The sequence below is a fragment of the Pseudomonas alloputida genome, assembly GCF_021283545.2.
Classification (GTDB): Bacteria; Pseudomonadota; Gammaproteobacteria; order Pseudomonadales; family Pseudomonadaceae; genus Aquipseudomonas; species Aquipseudomonas alloputida.
The window spans coordinates 670,099-690,297 of record NZ_CP128540.1 but is presented as its reverse complement, the minus strand read 5'-3'; the positions used below and the strand labels follow the sequence as shown (position 1 = coordinate 690,297).

Annotated in this window: 14 protein-coding genes; 6 read left to right on the top strand and 8 right to left on the bottom strand. The window is 63.5% G+C overall.

The annotated features are described in order from the left end of the window. The first annotated feature begins 12 nt into the window (after positions 1–12). The 3 genes from LU682_RS03055 to LU682_RS03045 all read left to right on the top strand — a co-directional run bounded on the left by LU682_RS03055 (position 13) and on the right by LU682_RS03045 (position 2,253). Entirely contained in the window at positions 13–582 is a 570-nt protein-coding gene (locus tag LU682_RS03055) for a DUF4136 domain-containing protein (RefSeq protein WP_010951849.1), read from the top strand. A 305-nt stretch (positions 583–887) separates the two neighbouring features. Next, the gene (locus LU682_RS03050; RefSeq protein WP_010951848.1) at positions 888–1,358 is read left to right on the top strand and encodes an A24 family peptidase; all 471 of its coding nucleotides are present in this window, start codon (positions 888–890) and stop codon (positions 1,356–1,358) included. Between the two features lie 118 nt (positions 1,359–1,476). Further along, positions 1,477–2,253, top strand: a complete 777-nt coding sequence (locus tag LU682_RS03045; protein ID WP_010951847.1) for a response regulator transcription factor — start codon at positions 1,477–1,479, stop codon at positions 2,251–2,253. 72 nt (positions 2,254–2,325) lie between these two features. On the opposite strand, the gene LU682_RS03040 is transcribed toward LU682_RS03045, so the two are convergent. Continuing rightward, positions 2,326–3,990 carry a ShlB/FhaC/HecB family hemolysin secretion/activation protein gene (locus tag LU682_RS03040; RefSeq protein WP_049587202.1) on the bottom strand — a complete coding sequence of 555 codons (1,665 nt, stop codon included), beginning with the start codon at positions 3,988–3,990 and terminating at the stop codon, positions 2,326–2,328. A 92-nt stretch (positions 3,991–4,082) separates the two neighbouring features. Further along, complete coding sequence (gene pbpC / locus LU682_RS03035) at positions 4,083–6,437, bottom strand: peptidoglycan glycosyltransferase PbpC (RefSeq protein WP_010951845.1); 2,355 nt, start codon at positions 6,435–6,437, stop codon at positions 4,083–4,085. A 77-nt stretch (positions 6,438–6,514) separates the two neighbouring features. Between pbpC and LU682_RS03030 the strand changes: the two genes are divergently transcribed. After that, on the top strand, positions 6,515–6,808 hold the full coding sequence (locus tag LU682_RS03030) for a hypothetical protein (protein ID WP_004577004.1): 294 nt from the start codon (positions 6,515–6,517) through the stop codon (positions 6,806–6,808). A 151-nt stretch (positions 6,809–6,959) separates the two neighbouring features. Here LU682_RS03030 and LU682_RS03025 read toward each other — a convergent pair whose 3' ends face one another. Further along, the gene (locus tag LU682_RS03025; RefSeq protein ID WP_010951843.1) at positions 6,960–11,861 is read right to left on the bottom strand and encodes an alpha-2-macroglobulin family protein; all 4,902 of its coding nucleotides are present in this window, start codon (positions 11,859–11,861) and stop codon (positions 6,960–6,962) included. Positions 11,862–12,041: 180 nt separating this feature from the next. Between LU682_RS03025 and LU682_RS03020 the strand changes: the two genes are divergently transcribed. Continuing rightward, complete coding sequence (locus LU682_RS03020) at positions 12,042–13,379, top strand: MATE family efflux transporter (RefSeq protein WP_010951842.1); 1,338 nt, start codon at positions 12,042–12,044, stop codon at positions 13,377–13,379. Between the two features lie 126 nt (positions 13,380–13,505). On the opposite strand, the gene LU682_RS03015 is transcribed toward LU682_RS03020, so the two are convergent. The 5 genes from LU682_RS03015 to LU682_RS02995 form a co-directional block, all read right to left on the bottom strand. Beyond that, positions 13,506–13,961 (bottom strand): REP-associated tyrosine transposase, encoded by a 456-nt coding sequence (locus LU682_RS03015; protein WP_010951841.1) that lies wholly within the window; start codon positions 13,959–13,961, stop codon positions 13,506–13,508. Positions 13,962–14,127: 166 nt separating this feature from the next. Continuing rightward, entirely contained in the window at positions 14,128–16,041 is a 1,914-nt protein-coding gene (speA, locus tag LU682_RS03010) for an arginine decarboxylase (RefSeq protein ID WP_010951840.1), read from the bottom strand. Between the two features lie 150 nt (positions 16,042–16,191). Further along, the gene (locus LU682_RS03005; RefSeq protein ID WP_003255318.1) at positions 16,192–16,563 is read right to left on the bottom strand and encodes a translation initiation factor Sui1; all 372 of its coding nucleotides are present in this window, start codon (positions 16,561–16,563) and stop codon (positions 16,192–16,194) included. Positions 16,564–16,802: 239 nt separating this feature from the next. Further along, positions 16,803–17,336, bottom strand: coding sequence for an NUDIX hydrolase (locus LU682_RS03000; protein WP_010951839.1), 534 nt, complete (start codon positions 17,334–17,336; stop codon positions 16,803–16,805). Positions 17,337–17,338: 2 nt separating this feature from the next. Beyond that, entirely contained in the window at positions 17,339–18,406 is a 1,068-nt protein-coding gene (locus LU682_RS02995; RefSeq protein WP_049587200.1) for a DUF2333 family protein, read from the bottom strand. Between the two features lie 247 nt (positions 18,407–18,653). Here LU682_RS02995 and LU682_RS02990 point away from each other — a divergent pair, with 247 nt between their 5' ends. Beyond that, positions 18,654–20,009, top strand: coding sequence for a diguanylate cyclase (locus LU682_RS02990; protein WP_010951837.1), 1,356 nt, complete (start codon positions 18,654–18,656; stop codon positions 20,007–20,009). The last annotated feature ends 190 nt before the right edge of the window (positions 20,010–20,199 follow it).

Here is a 20,199-nt window from a genome sequence, read left to right as displayed (position 1 = left end):
CGGAGAACCATCATGTTGCGCCGTCTCGTTCTACTGTCATTCGCGTTGTTGCTCGCTGCCTGCTCCAGCAACAACGTCCAGCAGGATTTCGATGCCAGCCGCGATTTTGCCGCCTACCGTAGCTGGGCATGGCAGGAGCCAGGCCTGCAGTACCGCCCGGATGACCCACGGATCAAGAGCGACCTCACCGAGCAGCGCATTCGCCAGGCGGTGGCAGACCAACTCGACCAGCGCGGCCTGCGCCCGGTACAAGGCGGAGCGCGGCCCGACCTGACAGTACGCACATACCTGATCGTGGAGCAGCGCCAACAACAGATCACCACCAACTACGGCGGTGGCTGGGGTGGCTACTGGGGCGGCTACTGGGGTGGCCCGATGTACAACGAAACCCGCAGTGTCGACTACAAGGTCGCCACCATCCAGGTCGACATGTTCGATGGGCGTGACGGCAAGCTGGTATGGCGCGGCAGTGCCGAGCAGATCATGAACAACTACCCGCCAAGCCCGGAAGAACGCAACAGCGCAATCCGCAATACCGTGGCCAAGGTGCTGGGCAACTACCCACCGGGCAGCAAAAAATAGCGTTGGAACGCGGCTTTTGCATGCACCGTGGCCCGGCGGGAGCGGGTTTACCCGCGAAGCAATTGGCCCGGTGCATGGCACCGGCTTCGCGGATGTTCGCGGGTGACCCCACGCCTACATAGATGGCGATTACGAGTACGACTGCGTCACCGGCCTGGCCTGTGTCAGCTACGACAAAATCCATTCCACGCACGCCTTTTTTCCGATGCCAACCGCACTCCCCCGCACGTTCCCGTCTATCTTCTTTTAAGGAAACCTGACTGACCGGGTAGAAGTGTTCAACATTTGGGAAAGGCGACCTGCCAATGCAAAGCATTGTTCTCCTGCTGTGGCTTGCCTTGTGCTCCGAACAGGATGTGCGTCAACGCCAGATATCCAACGTGCTGACCCTGGGGGCGGCTGGCTGCGCCCTGGCCTGGCTGTTCAGCACTGGTCACAGCTGGATAGGCGCCGAAGCCAGCGAGGCCGGTTGGGCGCTGGCCATCGTCATGCTGCTGACCCTGCCAGGCTACATGCTCGGCCGCTTCGGCGCCGACGACGTCAAGCTGATGGGCGCCCTGGCCCTGGCCACCAGCCCGCAATATGTGCTCGGCACCTTCATTGGCGCGGGTGTCACTGTACTGGTCTGGCTACTGACCCGCCGCCGCCTGTGGACTCTGCTCAACCCCAAGGTAAAGAAGCGTTTGCAGGCCCTGACCGAAGAAATGGGCGACAAGCAGGCGTTCGTCCCCTATGTGTTATCAGGTTTTCTTCTAACGGCCGTATGGATCCAATAACCCTTCCAGTAGTCCGATGACTTGTACAGACCTTGTACATATTCGCTGAGTGCGACTACTTTTAAGCTGTCAGAGCGTCTGGCACGGGAGCAGGGCGTATAAGAACAGGGAGTTGATCGTGTCCAGATCAGTGAGTGAAGTAAAGGTGTTGGTGGTTGATGACCAACCGGTCATTGTCGAACAGCTGAGTGAATTCCTCGAAACCAAGGGCTATGCCTGCGTTACAGCCCTCTCAACCGACGAAGCCATCGAGCACTATGTGGCAGACCCGACCATCGGCTTGCTCATCTGTGACCTGCACATGCCCGATCGGGATGGCATCGAGCTGGTGCGCGCCTTGAAGGAAATCAACGGCAGCCAGCGCACGTTCGAAGCCATCATGTTGACAGGGCGTGCCGAGAAACAGGACTTGATCCGGGCGATACGCGAAGGTTTTGCCGATTACTACCAGAAGCCGATGGACCTTGATGAACTGCTGGCAGGCGTCCGTCGGCAAGAAGCGGCTTTGCTGGAGCGCCAGCGCAACCTCCGTGATCTGGGTGGGTTGAACCAGCGCTTGCAGGAACTGGCCGAGTCGGTGGACGAACTGTATCAGGACCTGGAAAAAGCCCGTGGCCAAGGCACCCACCGGCGTGCCAGTGATGCAGAAGAAAGCGAAAGCGAGCTGCCAGCAGCGTTCGAGAAACTGTCTCCACGCCAGCTGGAAGTGGCGCGCCTGGTAGGCAAGGGCAAGACCAATTACCAGATCGCCTGCGAACTGGGCATTACCGAAAACACCGTGAAGCTCTATGTGTCTCAGGTATTGCGTTTGACGCATATGCACAACCGCACCCAGCTGGCTCTGGCGCTGACCCCCAGCTCGTCACCCGTGCACCAGCGGTTCACGACCCATTGAGTGAAGGCTCGGCTTACCATCTGGAGCGGCCTCGTGCTGCAAAGGCTGCTCCTGCAAGCCCATAGTTGCCTGCTACAACTGGATCGCCAGGTTCAACGACAGCCGAGGCCCACGGTCCAGGCTATCCAGCGCCACATCCGCCAACGGCTTGGCCACTTCCAGCGCCACATTGAACACATGCCCACCCCCTAACCGAACACCCAGCGCCAGCGAAGCCAGATGGGCGTCCTCCACCGGTCCCCGGTTATGCCAGGCCTGAGCGGTATCCACCACCGCATAGGGTTGAACCTGCGCAAGCCATCTACTGCGCACGCTGTAGTTGAGCTCGTAAGCCACACCCCAGCCCTTGTCACCGTCCGCCTGATCGCGCGGGTAACCGCGCCCGAAATTCTGCCCGCCAAACCCCGCACGCTCGCTGTCGGGCAAGCGATCATCACTCCAGTACAACGCCCCGGACACCACCCCCTGCCAGTTATCCAGCAGCGTGTCGCTCTGCAAACCGGAAAGCCGCAAGCGCAGGAAGTCGAGATCGTAGTCAGCATCGCTGCGTGCCCCCAGGTAGTCCAGACCCTGATGGACCCCGGCACTGACGATACGCAAACGCCCCTGCTCCACCTTGCGCCAGTCACCTTCGAATGACAGCGCCCGCACATAGGTGTCGTATTTGCGAGACGTTGGCTGCTCGGCCATCCGGTCTTCATCATGCTCACTGACCGAGTACAGGTGGCCCTGCACCGCCAGCCACTCATTCGGCCTGACAACCACCGGCTGACGCAGGCCGATCGCATAGCGCTCACTGTCGTGCTCGCGGGTGATATCGCGGCCATCGTCCAAACGTATGCGCGTGCCGGGCTCGCTGCGGTAGCGCGACGCCGACAGCAGCAGTTGGCTACCGGCGGCGTCCAGGTACTGGCTGTAATCGAGGCGCTGGTAATAGACCCGGTCATTGCCAGGGGGCAGCAGCCAGCTGGCCGTGACGCGTTCGCCATGGCGGGTCTGGGCATTGCTGGCTACGGTGATCAGGGCCTGTGCAGCATCACGGCTGGAGTCGGCCACGGTCACAGCGGCGCTGAGCTGCTTGCGCCGCGCATGCACGGTCAGCTGGGCGACACCATCGGCAGCCCGTGCCATTGCCAGTTCGGCCTCTACCACGACCCCTGGCATGCGCGTAGCCAGGCCCAGATAGCGCTCCAGCGTTTCGCGGCTCAGTGGGCGCTCGGCCTCAATGCGCGCCAGCAACTGCTGCAAATACTCATTGGCCGGTCCAATATCGCCTTCCACGTGGTAATCACGTACGTAACCTTCGACCAGCACCACGTCGACCCTGCCATCGGCCACATCCTGAGGAGGCAGGTAGGCATACGACAGCAAGTAGCCCTTCTGCCGGTAGCGTTGGGTCAGGCGCTGGGTGTATTGCTGCAATTCACCCAACGTGGTTTCGCGCCCGATCAGCGGCTGATAGTGTTCGCGCAGGTCGCCCAAGGGGAACACCGTGCCGCCCTCGAAGCGCACTTTTTGCAGCACCAGCCGGGTGTTGGCCGGGGCCCAGTCGGGGTTGTCGATAGCCGCCCCTGCCAACCGTATGCGGGGGCTCACAGGGGCGTAGTCCGTCATCGGCAGGTTGGCGCTGGGCAGACGCCGCTCGTATTCATGGCTGTCGAGAAACCCCGGCAACGGGTCGGCGTGGGCAGCAAGTGCCCAAAGCAGCAACATCAGGGGCACGACCAGAGGACGCATAGGGCACTCCATGTTCCCATGGGTTGCGGGGCACCAGCCGGTCACACCCGTCACTTGCAAGCGTAGGTGCTGGCCCGGCTGTCGTCGAACACCTACTCACTGACCTGGAACGCCACCCGCGCCGTCTGACCGCTTTCGTCCAGCGCGCTGAGTTCGGCCTGCCCGACCTGTGGCAAACGCAGCAACAAGCTGTCCTGCCCCTGGGTTTCACCCAACGGCTGGCCGTTGAGGAACCACCAGCGCCGTCCACCACCACCCAAGGCAGATACCTGCAATTGCAACGGCTCAGTGCTGGTGGCCGGGCGGCGCAGATTGTCGCCTGGGCGCACGCCGACGATCGACAGCGGTGGTGCACTGGCCGGCGCCTGCGGCGGGCAGGCCGGGTCGATGGCCGGCAAACGCGCCATGCGCCGCTCGACACGGGGTAGCCAAGGCTCCAGCGGCGCCGGCCACAGGGCGATGTCACGCGCCTTGGCGCCCGGGCAGCTGCCATCGACCCGCAAGCCCCGCTCGTTGACCCATACTTGTTCGCGCAAACCCAGGCCCAGCGGCTGGTCGGCTGCCTGCAAGGTTGGCGGCGTGGTGCCGTCCAGGGTCCATGCAAAGCGCTGACGCCGACAGTTGGTGTCCTGCTTGCTCATCGGCTGACCCAGCGGCCAACAGATCGCTGCAACGCCGATATTCGCAGGTACCGGCGCTACCGGGACGCTGATGCCGCGTTGGCTGTCGCGATTGCTCAACAGATCGTGCACCTGCAACATCAGCGGCGCCGCCGACGCCAGGCCGAACTGCCCAGGCACCGGTGTACCGTCGGGGCGGCCAATCCATACGCCGATCAGGTAGCGCGGCCCCACGCCAATCGACCAGGCATCGCGAAAGCCGTAGCTGGTGCCGGTTTTCCAGGCCAGTAGCGGGCGCTGCACCAGTTCGGCGTGCGGGTCGCGGTCCGGGCGCGCCTGGCCGCTGAGAATACGCCGGATGATCCACGCCGCCCCCGGTGACAGCAACCGGTGCTCCACCAGGGGGGCCTGTGGCTGCAAGCGCACCTGCGCACTGTTGCCACCCCGCGCCAGCGCCGCGTAGCCGCCGACCAGGTCCTCCAGCCGGCTGCCGGCACCGCCCAGGATCAACGACAGGTTGGGCTCGGCAAGGGGGGGCAGTATCAACGGCATGCCCGCCATGCGCAGTTGTGCGGCAAAGCGTTTCGGGCCGTAGGCCTCCAGCAATTGCACGGCGGGCAGGTTGAGCGACAGGGCCAGCGCCGAGCTGGCCGACACCGGCCCGCTGAACCCCATGGAGAAGTTGCCAGGGCGATAGTCGCCATAGCGTCGTGGAACATCCTGCAACAGCGATTCGGAATGGATCAGGCCATCGTCCAGCGCCATGCCGTAAAGAAACGGCTTGAGGGTGGAGCCGGGCGAACGTAACGAGCGCACCATGTCGACATGGCCAAAGCGGCGCTCATCAGACAAATCTATCGAGCCCAGGTACGCGCGCACCGCCATGCTCTGCGCCTCGACCACCAGAATGGCGGCCGAGGTACGCTCCGGCAGCCGTGCGCGCCAGCCCAGCAGCAAGTCTTCGAGGCGCCGCTGAAGCGCAGCGTCAAGCGTGGTACGGATCAGCGGCGGACTGTCAGCGCTGTTCAGGCGCCGGGCCAACAATGGCGCCAGGGCCGGCTCCTGGCGTGGCGCCAACACCAGCGGCTCCTCGGCCGCCTCGCGAATTTGCTGGGCCGGCCATACCTGGTACTCAGCCAGGCGCTGCAGCACCTTGTCCCGGGCACGCTGGGCACGCTCGGGGTGGCGGTCCGGGCGCAGCCGGCTGGGTGCCTGGGGCAGCACGGCCAGCAGTGCCGCTTCGGCAGGTGTCAGGTGCAGGGGCGACTTGCCCAGGTACGCCCAGCTGGCTGCCGCCACGCCCTGAAGCGTGCCGCCGAAAGGTGCGCGGTTCAGGTAGATCTGCAGGATGTCGCGCTTGGACAAGTGCCATTCCAGCTGCAAGGTGCGCCATAGCTGGCGCAGTTTGCCGACCAGGGTACGGTCGTGCGGGTCGAGCAGCCGTGCCACCTGCATCGACAATGTGCTGCCGCCCGACACAACACGCCCGCCGCGCAGGTTCAGCCAGGCCGCCCGGGCCAATGCCAGCGGGTTGACCCCTGGGTGGTTGTAGAACCAACGGTCCTCGTAAGTCAGCAAAGCCTGCAGGTAAAGCGGCGAAACCTCTTCAGGGCTTACGGGGTAGCGCCACACGCCATCAGCATCGGCAAAGCGCCACAACGGCGTGCCGTCTTCGGCCAGCACTACCCGGGCCAGGTCGTCACCCGGCAGCGGCAACGGCCAGACACGGTCAGCCAGCCAGAACAGGCCGCCGAGCACCAGCAGACTGATCAGCGTGGCACGCAACAACCTGCCCGCTCGGCAGCGTGGTCGCGCTAAGCTTGGCATCGGGAACCGACCTGGCCAGGTAATGGCCAAAGGCTTTGGGACGACAACCTCGCCGATTTTTTCATCAGGAAGCAACTATGCATGTAGAAGGTTTTTTCGAGTGGCTGGGCCAGGCACTGGGGTCGTTGATCCGCTTCATCGTCGACGCATTGAGCGGGTTGTTCAACCTGCTGGCCAATGCCGGTGGCAACTTCATCGATGGCCTGTCGCGCACCTTGGGCATGGACACTTCGCTGCTGAGCATCCTGGCCCTGATCATCGGCCTGATGCTGCTGTACTCGGCAATCCGCGCATTCATGCGCGCCTCGATCATCCTCGGAATCATCTGGCTGGTGCTGGGGCTGTGGGTGATGAGCTGGGTGATCCACTGATCTGCGCGGTCTTTGTGGGAGCGGCCTTGCGTCGCGACAGGGCTGCACAGCAGCCCCAGGCTTTCAGCTTCGCCGCTTGAATTGTCGGGGCCGCTTTGCGGCCCTATCGCGACGCAAGGCCGCTCCCACACTTTCCGCGTAGAGCGGGTCTCTAGCGGGCTTTCACCGTCATCTCCCCTTGCCCATCGCCCACGGCCTGCAGGTTCGGCCGGTACATCGATTCGACCTGCGGCGGCGGCACGCGGTAGGTGCCCGGGGTCACTGCTCGCGCCAGGTACAGCAGGTGGGTGGTGCCATAGCCGTCAAGCTTGAGCGCGGCAACATAACGGTCATCACGGTACTCCTGATGCACCACGCTGGCGTTCTGCATCGACTCGCGCCACGCCTTCACTGCACTGCTGGCGTTGTCCAGGCTGGCGGCGCTTTGAGCCAGGTTCTGGTTTTCCAGCTCCAGGCCGGCCGGCAGCAGGTCCACCACCAACGCATCCGGCACGCGGTCCTCAGCCTTGAGCGCCAGGTGCACGAGCACAAGGTCGCCACTGCGCAGGTTGTGCAGGTCCAGCGGCTGGCCATTCATACCCAGGTACTCTCTGTGAATCTGCATGCCATTGCCGCCTGCCGCAGGTGCCTGGCGCGGGTAGCCGGACAAGGTCAGCTGCTGATAGAGCGTCTCACTGCCTTGGTTCTGCACGCTCAGCGGTGAAGCCAGCAACGGGCCCTCAAGCTTCATACCGGCCTCGGCATTGTTCAACTCGCGCACTTCACCCGCGCTGTCCAGGCGTGCCTGCCACTGGCCTTCCGGCTTGCCCAGCAGGCCACGGCCAGCGAGGAACAGTGCATTGCGCTCTTGGGTCGACAGCCAACGGTTGGCTGCCAGTTCATCCGACAAGGCGAACAGGCGCTGATCGACCTGGCTGCTGGCCAGGTTGCTTTCCTGCAGCAGCGCCAGGATCAGTGCCTGGTCACGCAGGGCGCTGCCATAATCGGCCAGCCAGCCTTTGCCACGGCTAATGCCCAGGCCCGCCTGCAAGGCTTGCTCGGCACGCGGTTTGTCGCCCATTTTGTCCAGCGCCACTGCCAGTTGTACCAGCGGCAGACCGGAGCGGGCATCGGCGCGACGTTCGAACAGCCCGCGCAGGGCACCCAACGGCGCCTGCTGGCTGCGCGACAGCACCAGCGCCGCGTAGGCCTGCACCGCAAAGCGCGTGTGGTCGGCATTCTCGCTGTAGTCGACTTCGATCAGGTTGCGTTCCTGCAGGTAACGCAGCAGGCGCTCACTGGCCTTCTTCAGTGCCTCGGCGGGCACGCCGTACCCTTGGTCACGGGCACGCAGCAGGAAGTCAGTCACATAGGCGGTCAGCCAGTACTCTTCCTCGCTGTCCGAACTCCACAGGCCAAAGCTGCCGTTGTAGCGCTGCATCCCCAGCAAGTGCTCGATGCCCATTTCGATCTTGCGCTTGCGCACATCCGCCGGCTCGCCCTTGATGCCCAGGCGCTTGAGGCTGTCGGCATCGGCGTACAGCGAAGGGTACAGGCCACTGGTGGTCTGTTCGAGGCAGCCATAGGGGTAGGCTTGCAGCGCGCGAATTTGCTCGGCAAGGTTCAGCGGCGGCCGGCTCGACAAGGCCAGGCTGGCTTCCAGGCCAGCGGGCTCGAAGGCGGCCAGGTCTGCTTCGGGCAGAGTCCACGGCTGGTCCTTCAAGGCCACACGGTAGTGCTTGAGCATTGCCGGGTAGGCCGGGCGCACGCCCAGCGTCCACTCACGTTCGAACGCATTGACCGGCTCGTTCGGCAGTTGCAGGCCCGTCACCCGGACATGCACCTTGCCCTGCCCCAGCCCTCCCTGGGCCTGCACCGGAATCATCAGCGTCGAACGCTGCCCTTCGGCCAGGTTAACGCTCTGCACGGCGTTGGCCGCCAGGCTCAGTTGCCCATCCGTGGTGATTTCGACGCTCAGTTGCTGGGCGCGGCCGGACAGGTTGGCCAGGTCCAGTGCCAGGCTGGTACGGTCGCCACCGGCCAGGAAGCGCGGGGCCGAAAGCTCGGCAATCAACGGCGCGGCGACCACGGTCTTGCCTTCGGCCATGCCGAAGTGCTCTTCGGTCCAGGCCTGCGCCATCAGCCGCAATTCGCCGTTGAAGTCGGGGATGTCGACCGTAGCCTGGCCCTCACCCTTGTCGTCCAGCGTCACCGGCAGGCTCTGCTGGGCGACTATGGTTACCGTAGTGTTGGGTCGCTTGCCCCCCTTGGCCATCGCCGCATCGCCACCGAACGCCAGGCTGGCCAGGCGGCCTTGGCCGGCCTCGATCAACTGGCCGTAGATGTCCAGTTGATCGGCACCATAGGCCTTGCGCCCGAACAGGCTGGCGAACGGGTCGGGGGTTTTGAAATCGGTGATGTTGAGGATGCCCACGTCCACCGCCGACAACAACACATGCACCTGCTTGGGCACACTGCCATCGGCGTTGGCGGCCTTTACCTTCACTGTCAACGGCTGTTTCGGGCGCATTTTCTCCGGCGCCTGCAGGCTCAGCGCAAGCTTGCGCTCGGCGCGGTCCAGCGGCAGGTGCAGCACGCCCACGGCGCGCTTGGGCGTGGCATTGGCCTTGCGCTCACCAGGGCGGATAACCAACGCGCTGATGTACAGGTCGTGACGGGCCCAGGCCTTGTCCAGTTGCACGTCAAAGGTCTTGCCCTCGGCGGGCACATCGATCTCCTGCCACCACAGCGGGCCATCGCTGGACTCGATCATCAGGTAGCCGCTGCCCGCAGCGGGCGGAGTGACGGTGACCTTGGCGGTAGCGCCATCGGTGTAGGAGGGTTTGTCCAGCGCCAGCTTGACCTGGTCCGGCCGCACCGCGCCGCCCTCAGCGTTGTCCTGGGCACGGTAGCCGGCCCAGAAGCGCTCACTGGACACCAGACCGGTCTGCGGGTCTTCGACCTCGACGCGGTACGGGCCCCACTCAACCTGGAAGCTGAGTTTGGCGGTGGAACCTGCCTTGACGCTGATCGTCTCTTCGTTCTGGGTCAGGAACTTCTCGTTGTAGGCGTAGCTCCAGCCGTCGCTTTGCGAGTAATTCCAGTAGTAATCGCGGCGTTCGCGAACAAGGCGCACCTTGAGCGCGTCGGCCGCCAGTTTGTTACCGTCGCGGTCGGCCACCAGGAACTCGAATTCCACGGGCCCGTCGCTATCGGTCTCCTCACCTTCGAACAGGCCTCGCAGGCCCGGCAGGCGCTCAGCCGGCCAGATAGGCTGCTCCAGGCGCCGGGTGATCGGCCGGCCACCCGACTCCTGCAGGCTGGCCTGCACGGTCAGTTGCAGCGGAGAGCGGGCTTCGGCCCAACGGCTTTCGATATCGACCACCGCCTTGCCGGCCTGGTCAAGGGTGACTTCGTCCAGTTCCAGGTCCTGGTTCAGATCGGTTTCGGTGACCGAGCCGAATTGGTAGCCAGGCAACGCCGGTACGGCCTCGCGCAGCGGGCGTACATAGGCCTGACCGCTCAGGCGGTTGCCGGCGGCCGGCGCACCATAGAGGTAACGGCCATTGACCTGGATACGCGCATCTTCATCCGGCGAAAGCGGTGTGCTGCTGCCCTTGAGCTCCAGCGCCAGGCGCTCGGGCAGGAAGTCTTCAACGAGGAATTCATAGACCTGCTTGCGCCCGCCACCCAGGTCGAGCAGCAACTGCCAACGGCCAGTCGGGGCCTCGGTGGCCAGTTGCAACTGGTATTGGTACAAGCCATTGCTGTCGGCTTCCCAGACGAACTTGCGGCTCACCTGTTCATCCGGGCGACGCACTTCCACGCTCACCGGCTGGGCTTTGACCGGCTTGCCGTCCTGGTCGCGCAGCAGGCCGTTGAGCAGCACCGTCTCACCCGGGCGGTACAGGTCACGCGGACCGAAGATGAAGAACTGCAGCGGGTTGGCCTGAGGCCCGGTAATGTCGAATTCGGCCAGGTCCAAGGCTGCGGTGTTCAGGCGCAGCAGCGTGGTATGCACGCCCTGGGTGGCGATCAGGGTATCGGCCTTGGGCGTGATCGGCAGCTGGGCATGCCCCTTGCCATCGCTGGTGGCCTGGGCCAGCAGCTTGCCCTTCTCGTCATGGATTTCCAGGTTGACGCCGCTAAGCGCCTTCCCGCCTTCCAGGGCTTGAGCAAACACGTCGATGCGATCGCGGTAGCGGTGGGCCGACACGCCGATGTCGCTAAGGGTGAACAGGGTTGCCGGCTGAGAATAATCGTAGGTACCCGAGGCGCGCATCACTGCCAGGTACACGCCTGGCGCCTGCAACGGCTTGATGCCGGCAATCGGCAGCAACACGGTCTCGCGCGTGTTGCGCGCCGGGTTGAGATCGAAGCGGCCGCTGTAGACCAGCTCGGCCATGTCCAGGGTTTCCTTGGACTGGTAGTAGTACAGGCTGCTGTTGCGTCCCCAGTTGGCCAGGAAGGTCGAGAGCATGTCTGGCTTGATGCGGAAGAACTCGACATCCACTTTGTCGACGTTCAGGGCAATCACCGGCAGGCCTTCGGCCAGGCGCGTAGGCAGCAAAGAGCCGCGGCTGGCAAAGCCGATGGTCGGCTGCATGTCGCGGGTTTCCAGGCGGGTGATCGACTCGCTGTCCAACTGCTTGCCGTTGACTGCCAGCAGCCCCTTGTCGACGGTCAGCACCAGCTTGCGCTGCGGCTCCAGGTGGCGCAAGCGCAGCTCCATCTGGTTGTCGGAGAGTTCCCAGGCACCGTCGAGCTTGCCTTTGACGGTGTCTACCAGGTGCACCTTGGTGGTGAAGTCCTGCTTGGCATCCAGCGGTACGGAGAAGCTGATCGACAGCGTTGCCGCGCCATCGAGCTGCACTTCCGATACGTCCAGCACCGTGAGTTCGCGGCCCTCGTAGCGCTTGGCGAGCATGGCCGGGTCCTCACGCTTGGGGGCGGAGGCTTCGGCGGGCGCGGGTGTCATAGACTTCTCGACCGGTGCTGGTTTACCCGGCGTGGAAGAGTCACAGGCACTGAGCAACGCCAGCGCGCAGGCCAGCAACAATCCTTTGTTGAACATGAGATAGGAACTCTTGGGCAGCGTGTACGTGAGGGCAGCAACTATAGCTCAACGTCAGGTGCAGCACCCGGCGTTGCGCGCCAGGTCAGACCATGGTCGCGCTAAATGGTTGCCTGGTCGTTACACTGTGGCCATTCGTTAAAGGGGCACACAGCGGCCCCAAAATCTCATGGAATGCACATGCCCCAACTCGCTGCCGACTGGCGCCACCGCCCCACCCACCGCAAGGTCTGGGCGCTGGCCGCGCCGATGATCCTGTCCAACATTTCGGTACCGCTGGTGGCGCTGGTCGACAGCACGGTCATCGGTCATCTCCCGCACGCCCACCAACTGGGCGCCGTGGCCGTGGGCGCCACCTTGTTCACCTTCATGGTCGGCCTGATGGGCTTCCTGCGCATGGGGTCCACCGGCTTCGCTGCCCAGGCCGCCGGCCGTGGCGACGGTGCAGCGCTACGCCAGGTCCTGGTGCAAGGGCTGCTGCTGGCGGTCGGCTTCGCCCTGTTGATCGGCCTGCTGGCCCTGCCCTTCAGCCAGCTGGCACTCCATGCGATGCAACCCAGCGCAGCCCTGCAGCAATCCACCGAAGACTTCTTCCACACCCGCCTGCTTGGCCTGCCTGCGGCGCTGGCCAGTTACGCGCTGGTCGGCTGGTTCCTCGGCACGCAGAACGCCAGGGCTCCACTGGCCATCCTGCTGACCACCAACCTGCTGAACATCGCCTTGAACCTATGGTTCGTGCTGGGCCTGGACTGGGGTGTACTGGGCTCGGCGCGGGCGTCGGTAATTGCCGAATGGAGTGCCGCCCTGCTCGGCCTGGCCCTGACCCGCCCGGCTCTGCGGGCATACCCGGGGCAGATCGTGTGGGCAGCGCTCAAGCGCTGGCAGGCCTGGAGGCCACTGCTGGCGGTGAACCGCGACATCTTCCTGCGTAGCCTGGCACTGCAACTGGTGTTCCTGCTGATTACCGTGCAGGGCGCGCGTCTGGGCGAAGCGACCGTGGCGGCCAACGCCCTGTTGCTCAATGGCCTGCTGCTGACGGCCTATGCGCTGGATGGGCTGGCCCATGCGGTGGAGGCCTTGTGCGGCCATGCCATTGGTGCCCGTGACCGCGACACCTTGCGCCGCTCGCTGGTGGTCGCTTGTGGTTGGTCACTGATCACCAGCCTGGGCTTTGCCGGGCTGTTCCTGCTGGGTGGGCACCTGTTCATCGACTTGCAGACCGACATCGAAAGTGTGCGGGCGGCGGCTTATCCGTATTTGCCCTACCTGGCGTTGCTGCCGCTGATCGCGGTGTGGAGTTACTTGCTGGATGGCTTGTTCATCGGCGCGACCCGGGCGCGGGAAATGCGAAATGCAATGCTGGTTTCGGTGTTGATTGCGCTGCCGGTGGCAGTGGCCATGAGCGGGTTGGGCAACCATGGGTTGTGGATGGCGTTTCTTGGGTTCATGGGGTTGCGGGCGGTGACGTTGGGGTGGGTTGGGTGGCGGTTGCAGCAGAGAGACCTGTGGTGTCGCTGATTGGGGCCGCTTTGCGGCCCATCGCGACGCAAGGCCGCTCCCACATGGGATAGCGGGTCGGCCTGCTTTCGCGGTCACTGTGGGAGCGGCCTTGTGTCGCGAAATGAGGGCGAAGCCCTCACATGCTCACAGCCATACACAGTCCCAATGGGGATACTCGCCAGCCCGCCGCACGAGGCCCGCCCGAATGGGGTTGGCGATGATGTAGCGGGCCACCGCTCGCACATCCTCCTCGCGACGCAAAGCCCGGTCATGAAAGCTGGTTTGCCAGATATGCCGTCTTTCAGCACCGGCCTTGTACAAGGCACAGCTGCTTCTGGATTTGAACTCGCACATCAGCCTACCCAGGCTCACTGGACCCAGCTCGATAAGCCAGTGAAGGTGATCCGGCATCAACACCCATGCCAGCGATCGACAAGCCTTGCGCTCATCGCTGAACCGCAACTGCTGGATCACGGTCCTGGCGAATCGGAAGTCTTTGAACAACGGCGTTCGGTCACGAGTGGTTGTGGTGAGCAGATAAAAGCGCCCGGATTCAGACACTCGACCGCCACGTAAACGATGGGAGCCTGGACGTTGCATATCGTCCTCCTTTGAACATTGCATTCAAAGGTAGCGGCATTGGTGCGATGGACCAGGGCCGGATATTTACCGGTTGTGACGCTGGTGAGGGCTTCGCCCTCATATCGCGACGCAAGGCCGCTCCCACAAAAGGCAGCACAGGCTTTTGCAGGAGCGGCCCCGTCAATTACGACGACAGGTACGAAGACCGGGTCAAGCCCAGGCGCAAGGCATCCAGATACTGGGTCCGCTCACGCGCAGTGATCTTGGCGCTGGCAACCTTGTCGCGGTAATGCGTCATCAACTCTTCCGGCGACAGGTGCACGTAGCGCAGCATGTCTTCGATGGTGTCGTGGGTTTCGATACCGGCGTGGTACACGCTGCCGTCGGCATTCTGGTAGATGTTCACCGAATCGGTGTCACCGAACAGGTTGTGCATGTCACCCAGGATTTCCTGGTAGGCACCCACCAGGAACACGCCCAGCAGGTAATCCTCACCCTCCTTCACCGCATGCACCGGCATGCTGGTTTCGATGCTCTGCTCGTCAACGTACTGGTTGATCTTGCCGTCGGAATCGCAAGTCAGGTCCTGCAATACCGCACGCCGCATCGGCTCTTCGTCCAAGCGGTGCAGCGGGATGATCGGCAGGACCTGGCCGATGGCCCAGGTGTCTGGCAGGCTCTGGAACACCGAGAAGTTGCAGATGTACTTGTCGGCCAGCTTGTCGTTCAGCTCGTCCAGCACCTGGCGGTGCGAGCGCTGGCGGGCTTTCAGCGAGTTGTGCAGGCGGCGGCACACGGCGAAATAGCACTGCTCGGCCAGGGCCTTCTCGCCCAGGCTCAGCTTGCCATCGGCGTACTGCGCGGCCACATCACCCATGTAGTGGGTGGCGCGCCAGTAGGTCTCGGTGACCATCTCGATGTCGGTCGGGCCAAGCAGGTCGACCAGCCACTGCACGGTCTCGGGCAGGGCTTCCTTGTTCTCGATGGTCGGTACGTCGTCGTTGTGTTTCTCGACGTCGGTCACCTGGATCACCAGCATGGCGTGGTGCGCGGTCAGCGAACGGCCACTCTCGGAGAAGATGTGCGGGTGCGGCAAGCCCTGCGCGTCGCAGAACTCCTTGAGCATGCCCACCACCACGCCGGCGTAGTCGTCCATGTCGTAGTTGATCGAGCTGGCATTGCGCGAGTGGGTGCCGTCGTAGTCCACACCCAGGCCGCCACCCACGTCGATGTGGTCGACCGGCAGGCCCAGCGCACGCAGTTCGCCGTAATAACGGATGGCTTCCTTGAAACCGTGCTGGTAGTCAGCCAGGTTGGCAATCTGCGAACCCATGTGGAAGTGCAGCAGGCGGATGCCCTGATCCAGGCCCGCATCGCGGAAGCGCTGCACCACCGAAAGCAACTGGGCGGCGGACAAACCGAACTTGGACTTCTCGCCACCGGTGTCGGCCCACTTGCTCGAGGCCAACGACGACAGGCGAACGCGCAGGCCAACCTGTGGTTTCACCTTGAGCTCGGCGGCCTCTTCGATCACCAGGGCCACTTCCGACTCTTTCTCGATGACGATGAACACATTGTGGCCAAGCTTCTGACCCATCAGCGCCAGGCGAATGAACTCACGGTCCTTGTAGCCATTGCAGACGATGGTGCCGCCCTTCGGCGCCAGCGCCAGCACTGCCAGCAACTCGGGTTTGGAGCCGGCTTCCAGGCCGATGGAAACGTTTTGCGTGGCGATGATGTTTTCCACCACCGCTTCCTGCTGGTTGACCTTGATCGGGTACAGCGCGGTGTACTGGCTCTGGTATTCCAGGCGCGCGATGTTGGCGTCGAAGGCACCGGTCAGCTGGCGCACACGGTCCTGCAAAATGTCAGGGAAGCGTACCAGCAAGGGCAGCGACAACCCGCTCTGGCGCAGTTCGTCGACCTGTTCGAACAGGTCGATCGGAGCGCTTTGAGGGCCGTTGGGGCGTACTTCGACGCGCCCGGCTTCATTGATGGCGAAATAGCCAGCGCCCCAATGGCGGATACCATAAACACTGCGGCTGTCGGCCACGGTCCATTGGCTACCATCGTCTTTGCGTGTGCGTCGTACGGACATTCAAGTCCCCTATAGATAAGTCGAAGACACTGCCCGCAGGCAGCGGGGCGAGTGTAAAAGCTGAAAATGACGATTCATCCGTGCTCAGGCATAGACTCTGACCACGGGAACGAGTTTAGAAAGCGCTGGGCAAAAAATCGCGCGATGGCCTCAGCCGCCGGACTTTTTCGCCTTGAAACCCTGTTTGGTCAGCTCGCCGATCAACAGCTCGACATGGTCGCCCTGGATCTCGATAACCCCGTCCTTCAAGGCGCCGCCGGTACCGCAGCGGCGCTTGAGCGTGGTCGCCAGCTCTTTGAGCTGATCGGGCGGCAGCGGCACGCCGGTGACGGTGGTCACGGTCTTGCCGCCACGGCCTTTGCTTTCGCGGCGCACGCGGGCAATGCCGTCGCCTTCGGGGATGATTTGCTGCTTGCAGGTGCAGGCGTCCACCGGCTGGCCACAGTCGGGGCAGTGCCGACCGGCGTCGGTGGAGTACACGAGACCGCCAAGGGCGGAAAAGGAAGAAGCTTTCTTGGCCACTTTTGTTCCTCGGTGCTGAGGACAAAAACTGGTCGTGCCTTGGGGTTGAGGCCGACCGCGAAGCCCCACTCTGGCAGGGGCGGCGCTACTGCTGCAAGAATTGCGGCAGCCCGAAAAGGGCGCGCAGTGTAACGATAAATACGCCGGTTGTGTAGAAGCGGATTTACCCGCGAACAAGGGCAAAGCCCTTGCCCTGGGAAACGGGTGTCTGGGCCGGTATTTCGCGGGCAAACCCGAGCCTACAAAGTGGCCTTGTAGCGCTGCAACGCCGCCAACGAGTCCGGGCAATAAGGCTTGCTCAGGCTTTCCTGCTCAGCCTGTTCCAGACCGATGAAGCGCGCTTCAATAACCTCTTCCGGCTGCAACCGCAACGGCGCATCCGACACCGCCGAATACACCGCGCACCACAAGCGGTTATCCGGCTGGTCGAAATAGAACCGCTCGTGAAAGCGCAGCTCGGCGCCCTCGATGCCCAGCTCTTCGGCCAGCTCGCGCGCGGCCGACTCGGCATACGCTTCGCCAGCCGCGACCATGCCGCCCGCTGCCACATCCCAATAGCCGGGGTACAGCGCCTTGCTCAGCGTACGCCGGTGTACACACAATTCACCGGCACTGTTGAACAGCAGAATGAACGTGCAACGACCGATCAGGCCACGCTCGCGCAGCTCGGCACGGGGCAAGGCGCCCAGTACCTGGTCGGTTTCGTCCACCCAGGTGACCAGCTCGCGGTCGGAAGCCGCCCGATGGGCGGCCTCGGTTGGGCTGATAGCCATCATCAACCCTGCGACAGCAGCTGACGCAGATCGATAACCGCAGCGTTGGCCCGGGAAATGTAGTTGGCCATGACCAACGAGTGGTTGGCCCACATGCCGAAGCCACTGCCGTTGAGCACCATCGGGCTCCACAGCGACTCTTGCGAGGCCTCCAGCTCACGGATGATCTGACGCACGCTGACGGTGGCATTCTTCTTCGCCAGCACGTCGGCGAAGTCCACCTCGATGGCACGCAGCAGGTGCGACAGCGCCCAGGCTTGGCCACGGGCTTCATAGAACACGTTGTCGATCTGCAGCCATGGGGTTTCCACCAGCTCCTCATCCACCTGCGGCGCCTGGCCGGCAACGACCGACTCGGTCTTCAGCGTGGTGTTGAGCTTGACCCGGCCAACGCTGGCCGACAGGCGCTGCGACAGCGAGCCCAGACGGGTGGCGACGTCACCCAGCCAGTTGTTCAGGTTGTCGGCGCGGGTATAGAAGATAGCGCCCTTGTCGCCGGCAGCCAGACGGGTCTGGTAGCGGGTCAGCGACTTGATGCCCTCTTCGAACTCCGACTCGCTCGATGGCAGGATCCAGCTCTTGTTGTCGAAGTTGAAGCGCGGCTCGGCCTTGGCCAGGTCGGCGTCTTCGGTGGACTGCGACTGCGAACGGGCGAAGTCTTTACGCAGGGCACGGGACAGGTCGCGGACCTGGACCAGCACGCCATATTCCCAGCTTGGCATGTTGTCCATCCACAGCCCTGGCGGGAAGCGGTCGTTGGAAATGTAGCCGCCCGGCTTGTTCAGCAAGGTGCCGGCCACGGTCTTGAGGGTTTCGACGGTGGTATAGCCCACCACCATCTGCTGGCCAGTACGTTCGGCTGCTGCCTGGGCGTTTTGCTGCACCGGGAACAGAGCAGGCTCCTGGCTCCAGTACCAGCCCAGGCCGATACACACCAGCAGGTACAACCCGATCAGGGTCCCCAGGGCACGGCTCCAAAGGCCGCCAAGGTAGCTACGGGCGGCAGCGCCGCGCCCGTCGACACGCTCACGGGGCTCGGCTTTGGCCTCGCGGTTTTTCCAGTCCAGCATGGCTTTGTCCTTATCAGTCACGACGGTTCAGGGGCTTTGACCACAGGCCTGCGCTAGCGTGCCACGGGAAGCCCGAATGGCTGCACTATAAAGCAGACACCACCGTACGCATAAGCGACCATTCAGTCAGCAACTGAATATTCGTTCTGCCCGCTTTGTTGACGCAGGGCACTCACTCACGTGAAAAGAGCTGCTAGCATAGAGCCATCATTGCCCCTGCACATCCCAACCTATAAGTAGCCAGGACATGAGCCAAGCAGTCGAGCCGAGCCCGCAGTGCCCCGTCCAACAGTTGACGCGTAACGGCCTGCGCAAGGACGACCCGCTCGACCAACTGCTGCTGCCCGTGCGCAAACCGGTGTACATCCTGCTGCAGGACCACGAGCGCGCCCAGCGCCTGGCCCAGCAACTGGAATTCTTTGGTCTGGTGGTGCAGGCGTTGCCCAGCGCCGCAGCGTTTCTCGCCTCGATCAGCGAGTACCCGCCGTCGGCCATCATCATGGATGTCGACTTCACCGGCGCCGGCCTGGGCTTGCTGCTGGCCGCTCAGGTGCAGCAGGGCCTGGCACGCTCCATTCCGTTGCTGTTCTTCAGCCATCACGAAGCCGACACCCCTACCCGCCTTGCCGCAGTGCGCGCCGGCGGTCAGGACTTTCTCACCGGCAGTCTGGAAGCTTCCAGCCTGCTGGAAAAGGTCGAACTGCTGACCAACACCGCCCCTCACGACCCGTTGCGCGTGCTGATCATCGACGATTCGCGCACACAGGCCATGTACACCGAGCGTGTACTGGCCGGCGCCGGCATGCTCACCCGCAGCCTGACCGACCCGATCCGCACCATGGCCGAGCTTGCCGACTTCCAGCCCGACCTGATCATCCTCGACCTGTACATGCCGGCCTGCACCGGCCCGGAGCTGGCCAAGGTAATCCGCCACAGTGACCGTTATGTGAGTGTGCCGATCATCTACCTGTCTGCCGAGGACGACCTGGACAAGCAACTGGATGCCATGAGCGAAGGCGGTGATGACTTTTTGACCAAGCCGTTTCGCTCACGCCACCTGATCACTACCGTGCGCAACCGCGCCGCCCGCGCCCGCCATTTGAAGGCACGCATGGTCCGCGACAGCCTGACCGGGCTGTACAACCACACTCATATCCTGCAGCTGCTGGAAGACTGCAGCTTCCGCGCCCGCCGTGAGCAGCAGCCGTTGAGCTTTGCCATGCTCGACATCGACCACTTCAAGAAGATCAACGACCGCCACGGCCACCCCATGGGCGACCGAGTGATCAAGAGCCTTGCCCTGTTCCTCAAGCAGCGCTTGCGCAAGACCGACTTCATTGGCCGCTACGGTGGCGAGGAGTTCGCCATCGTCATGCCCAATACCGCGCTGGATGCCGCACACAAGGTGCTGGACGAAATTCGCCGGCGCTTTGCCGAAATTCTCTACCCGGCGCAGCCGCGGGATTTGCAGTGCACCTTCAGTGCCGGGGTGGTGCAACTGGACGAGGGGCTGGATGCACTGACCATGGCCAGTGCAGCGGACGAGGCGCTGTACCGGGCCAAGCATGCAGGGCGCAATTGCGTCGTTCGTGTAGAGCCCTGAAATTCGCACTCACGGTGCCGGCTTCTTCACAGGCTCGCCCGCTTCCCCAGGCATTTCACATACCTCAAGTCTGGAGGTAAACCTGTGGGAGCGGGCAAGCCCGCGAAGAGGCCAGTGCCGGCCACACCAATGGAGGCACTGTGCCACTTTTTTTCTGACACCAAGCCCCTGGCGTCATCACCCCGTCACA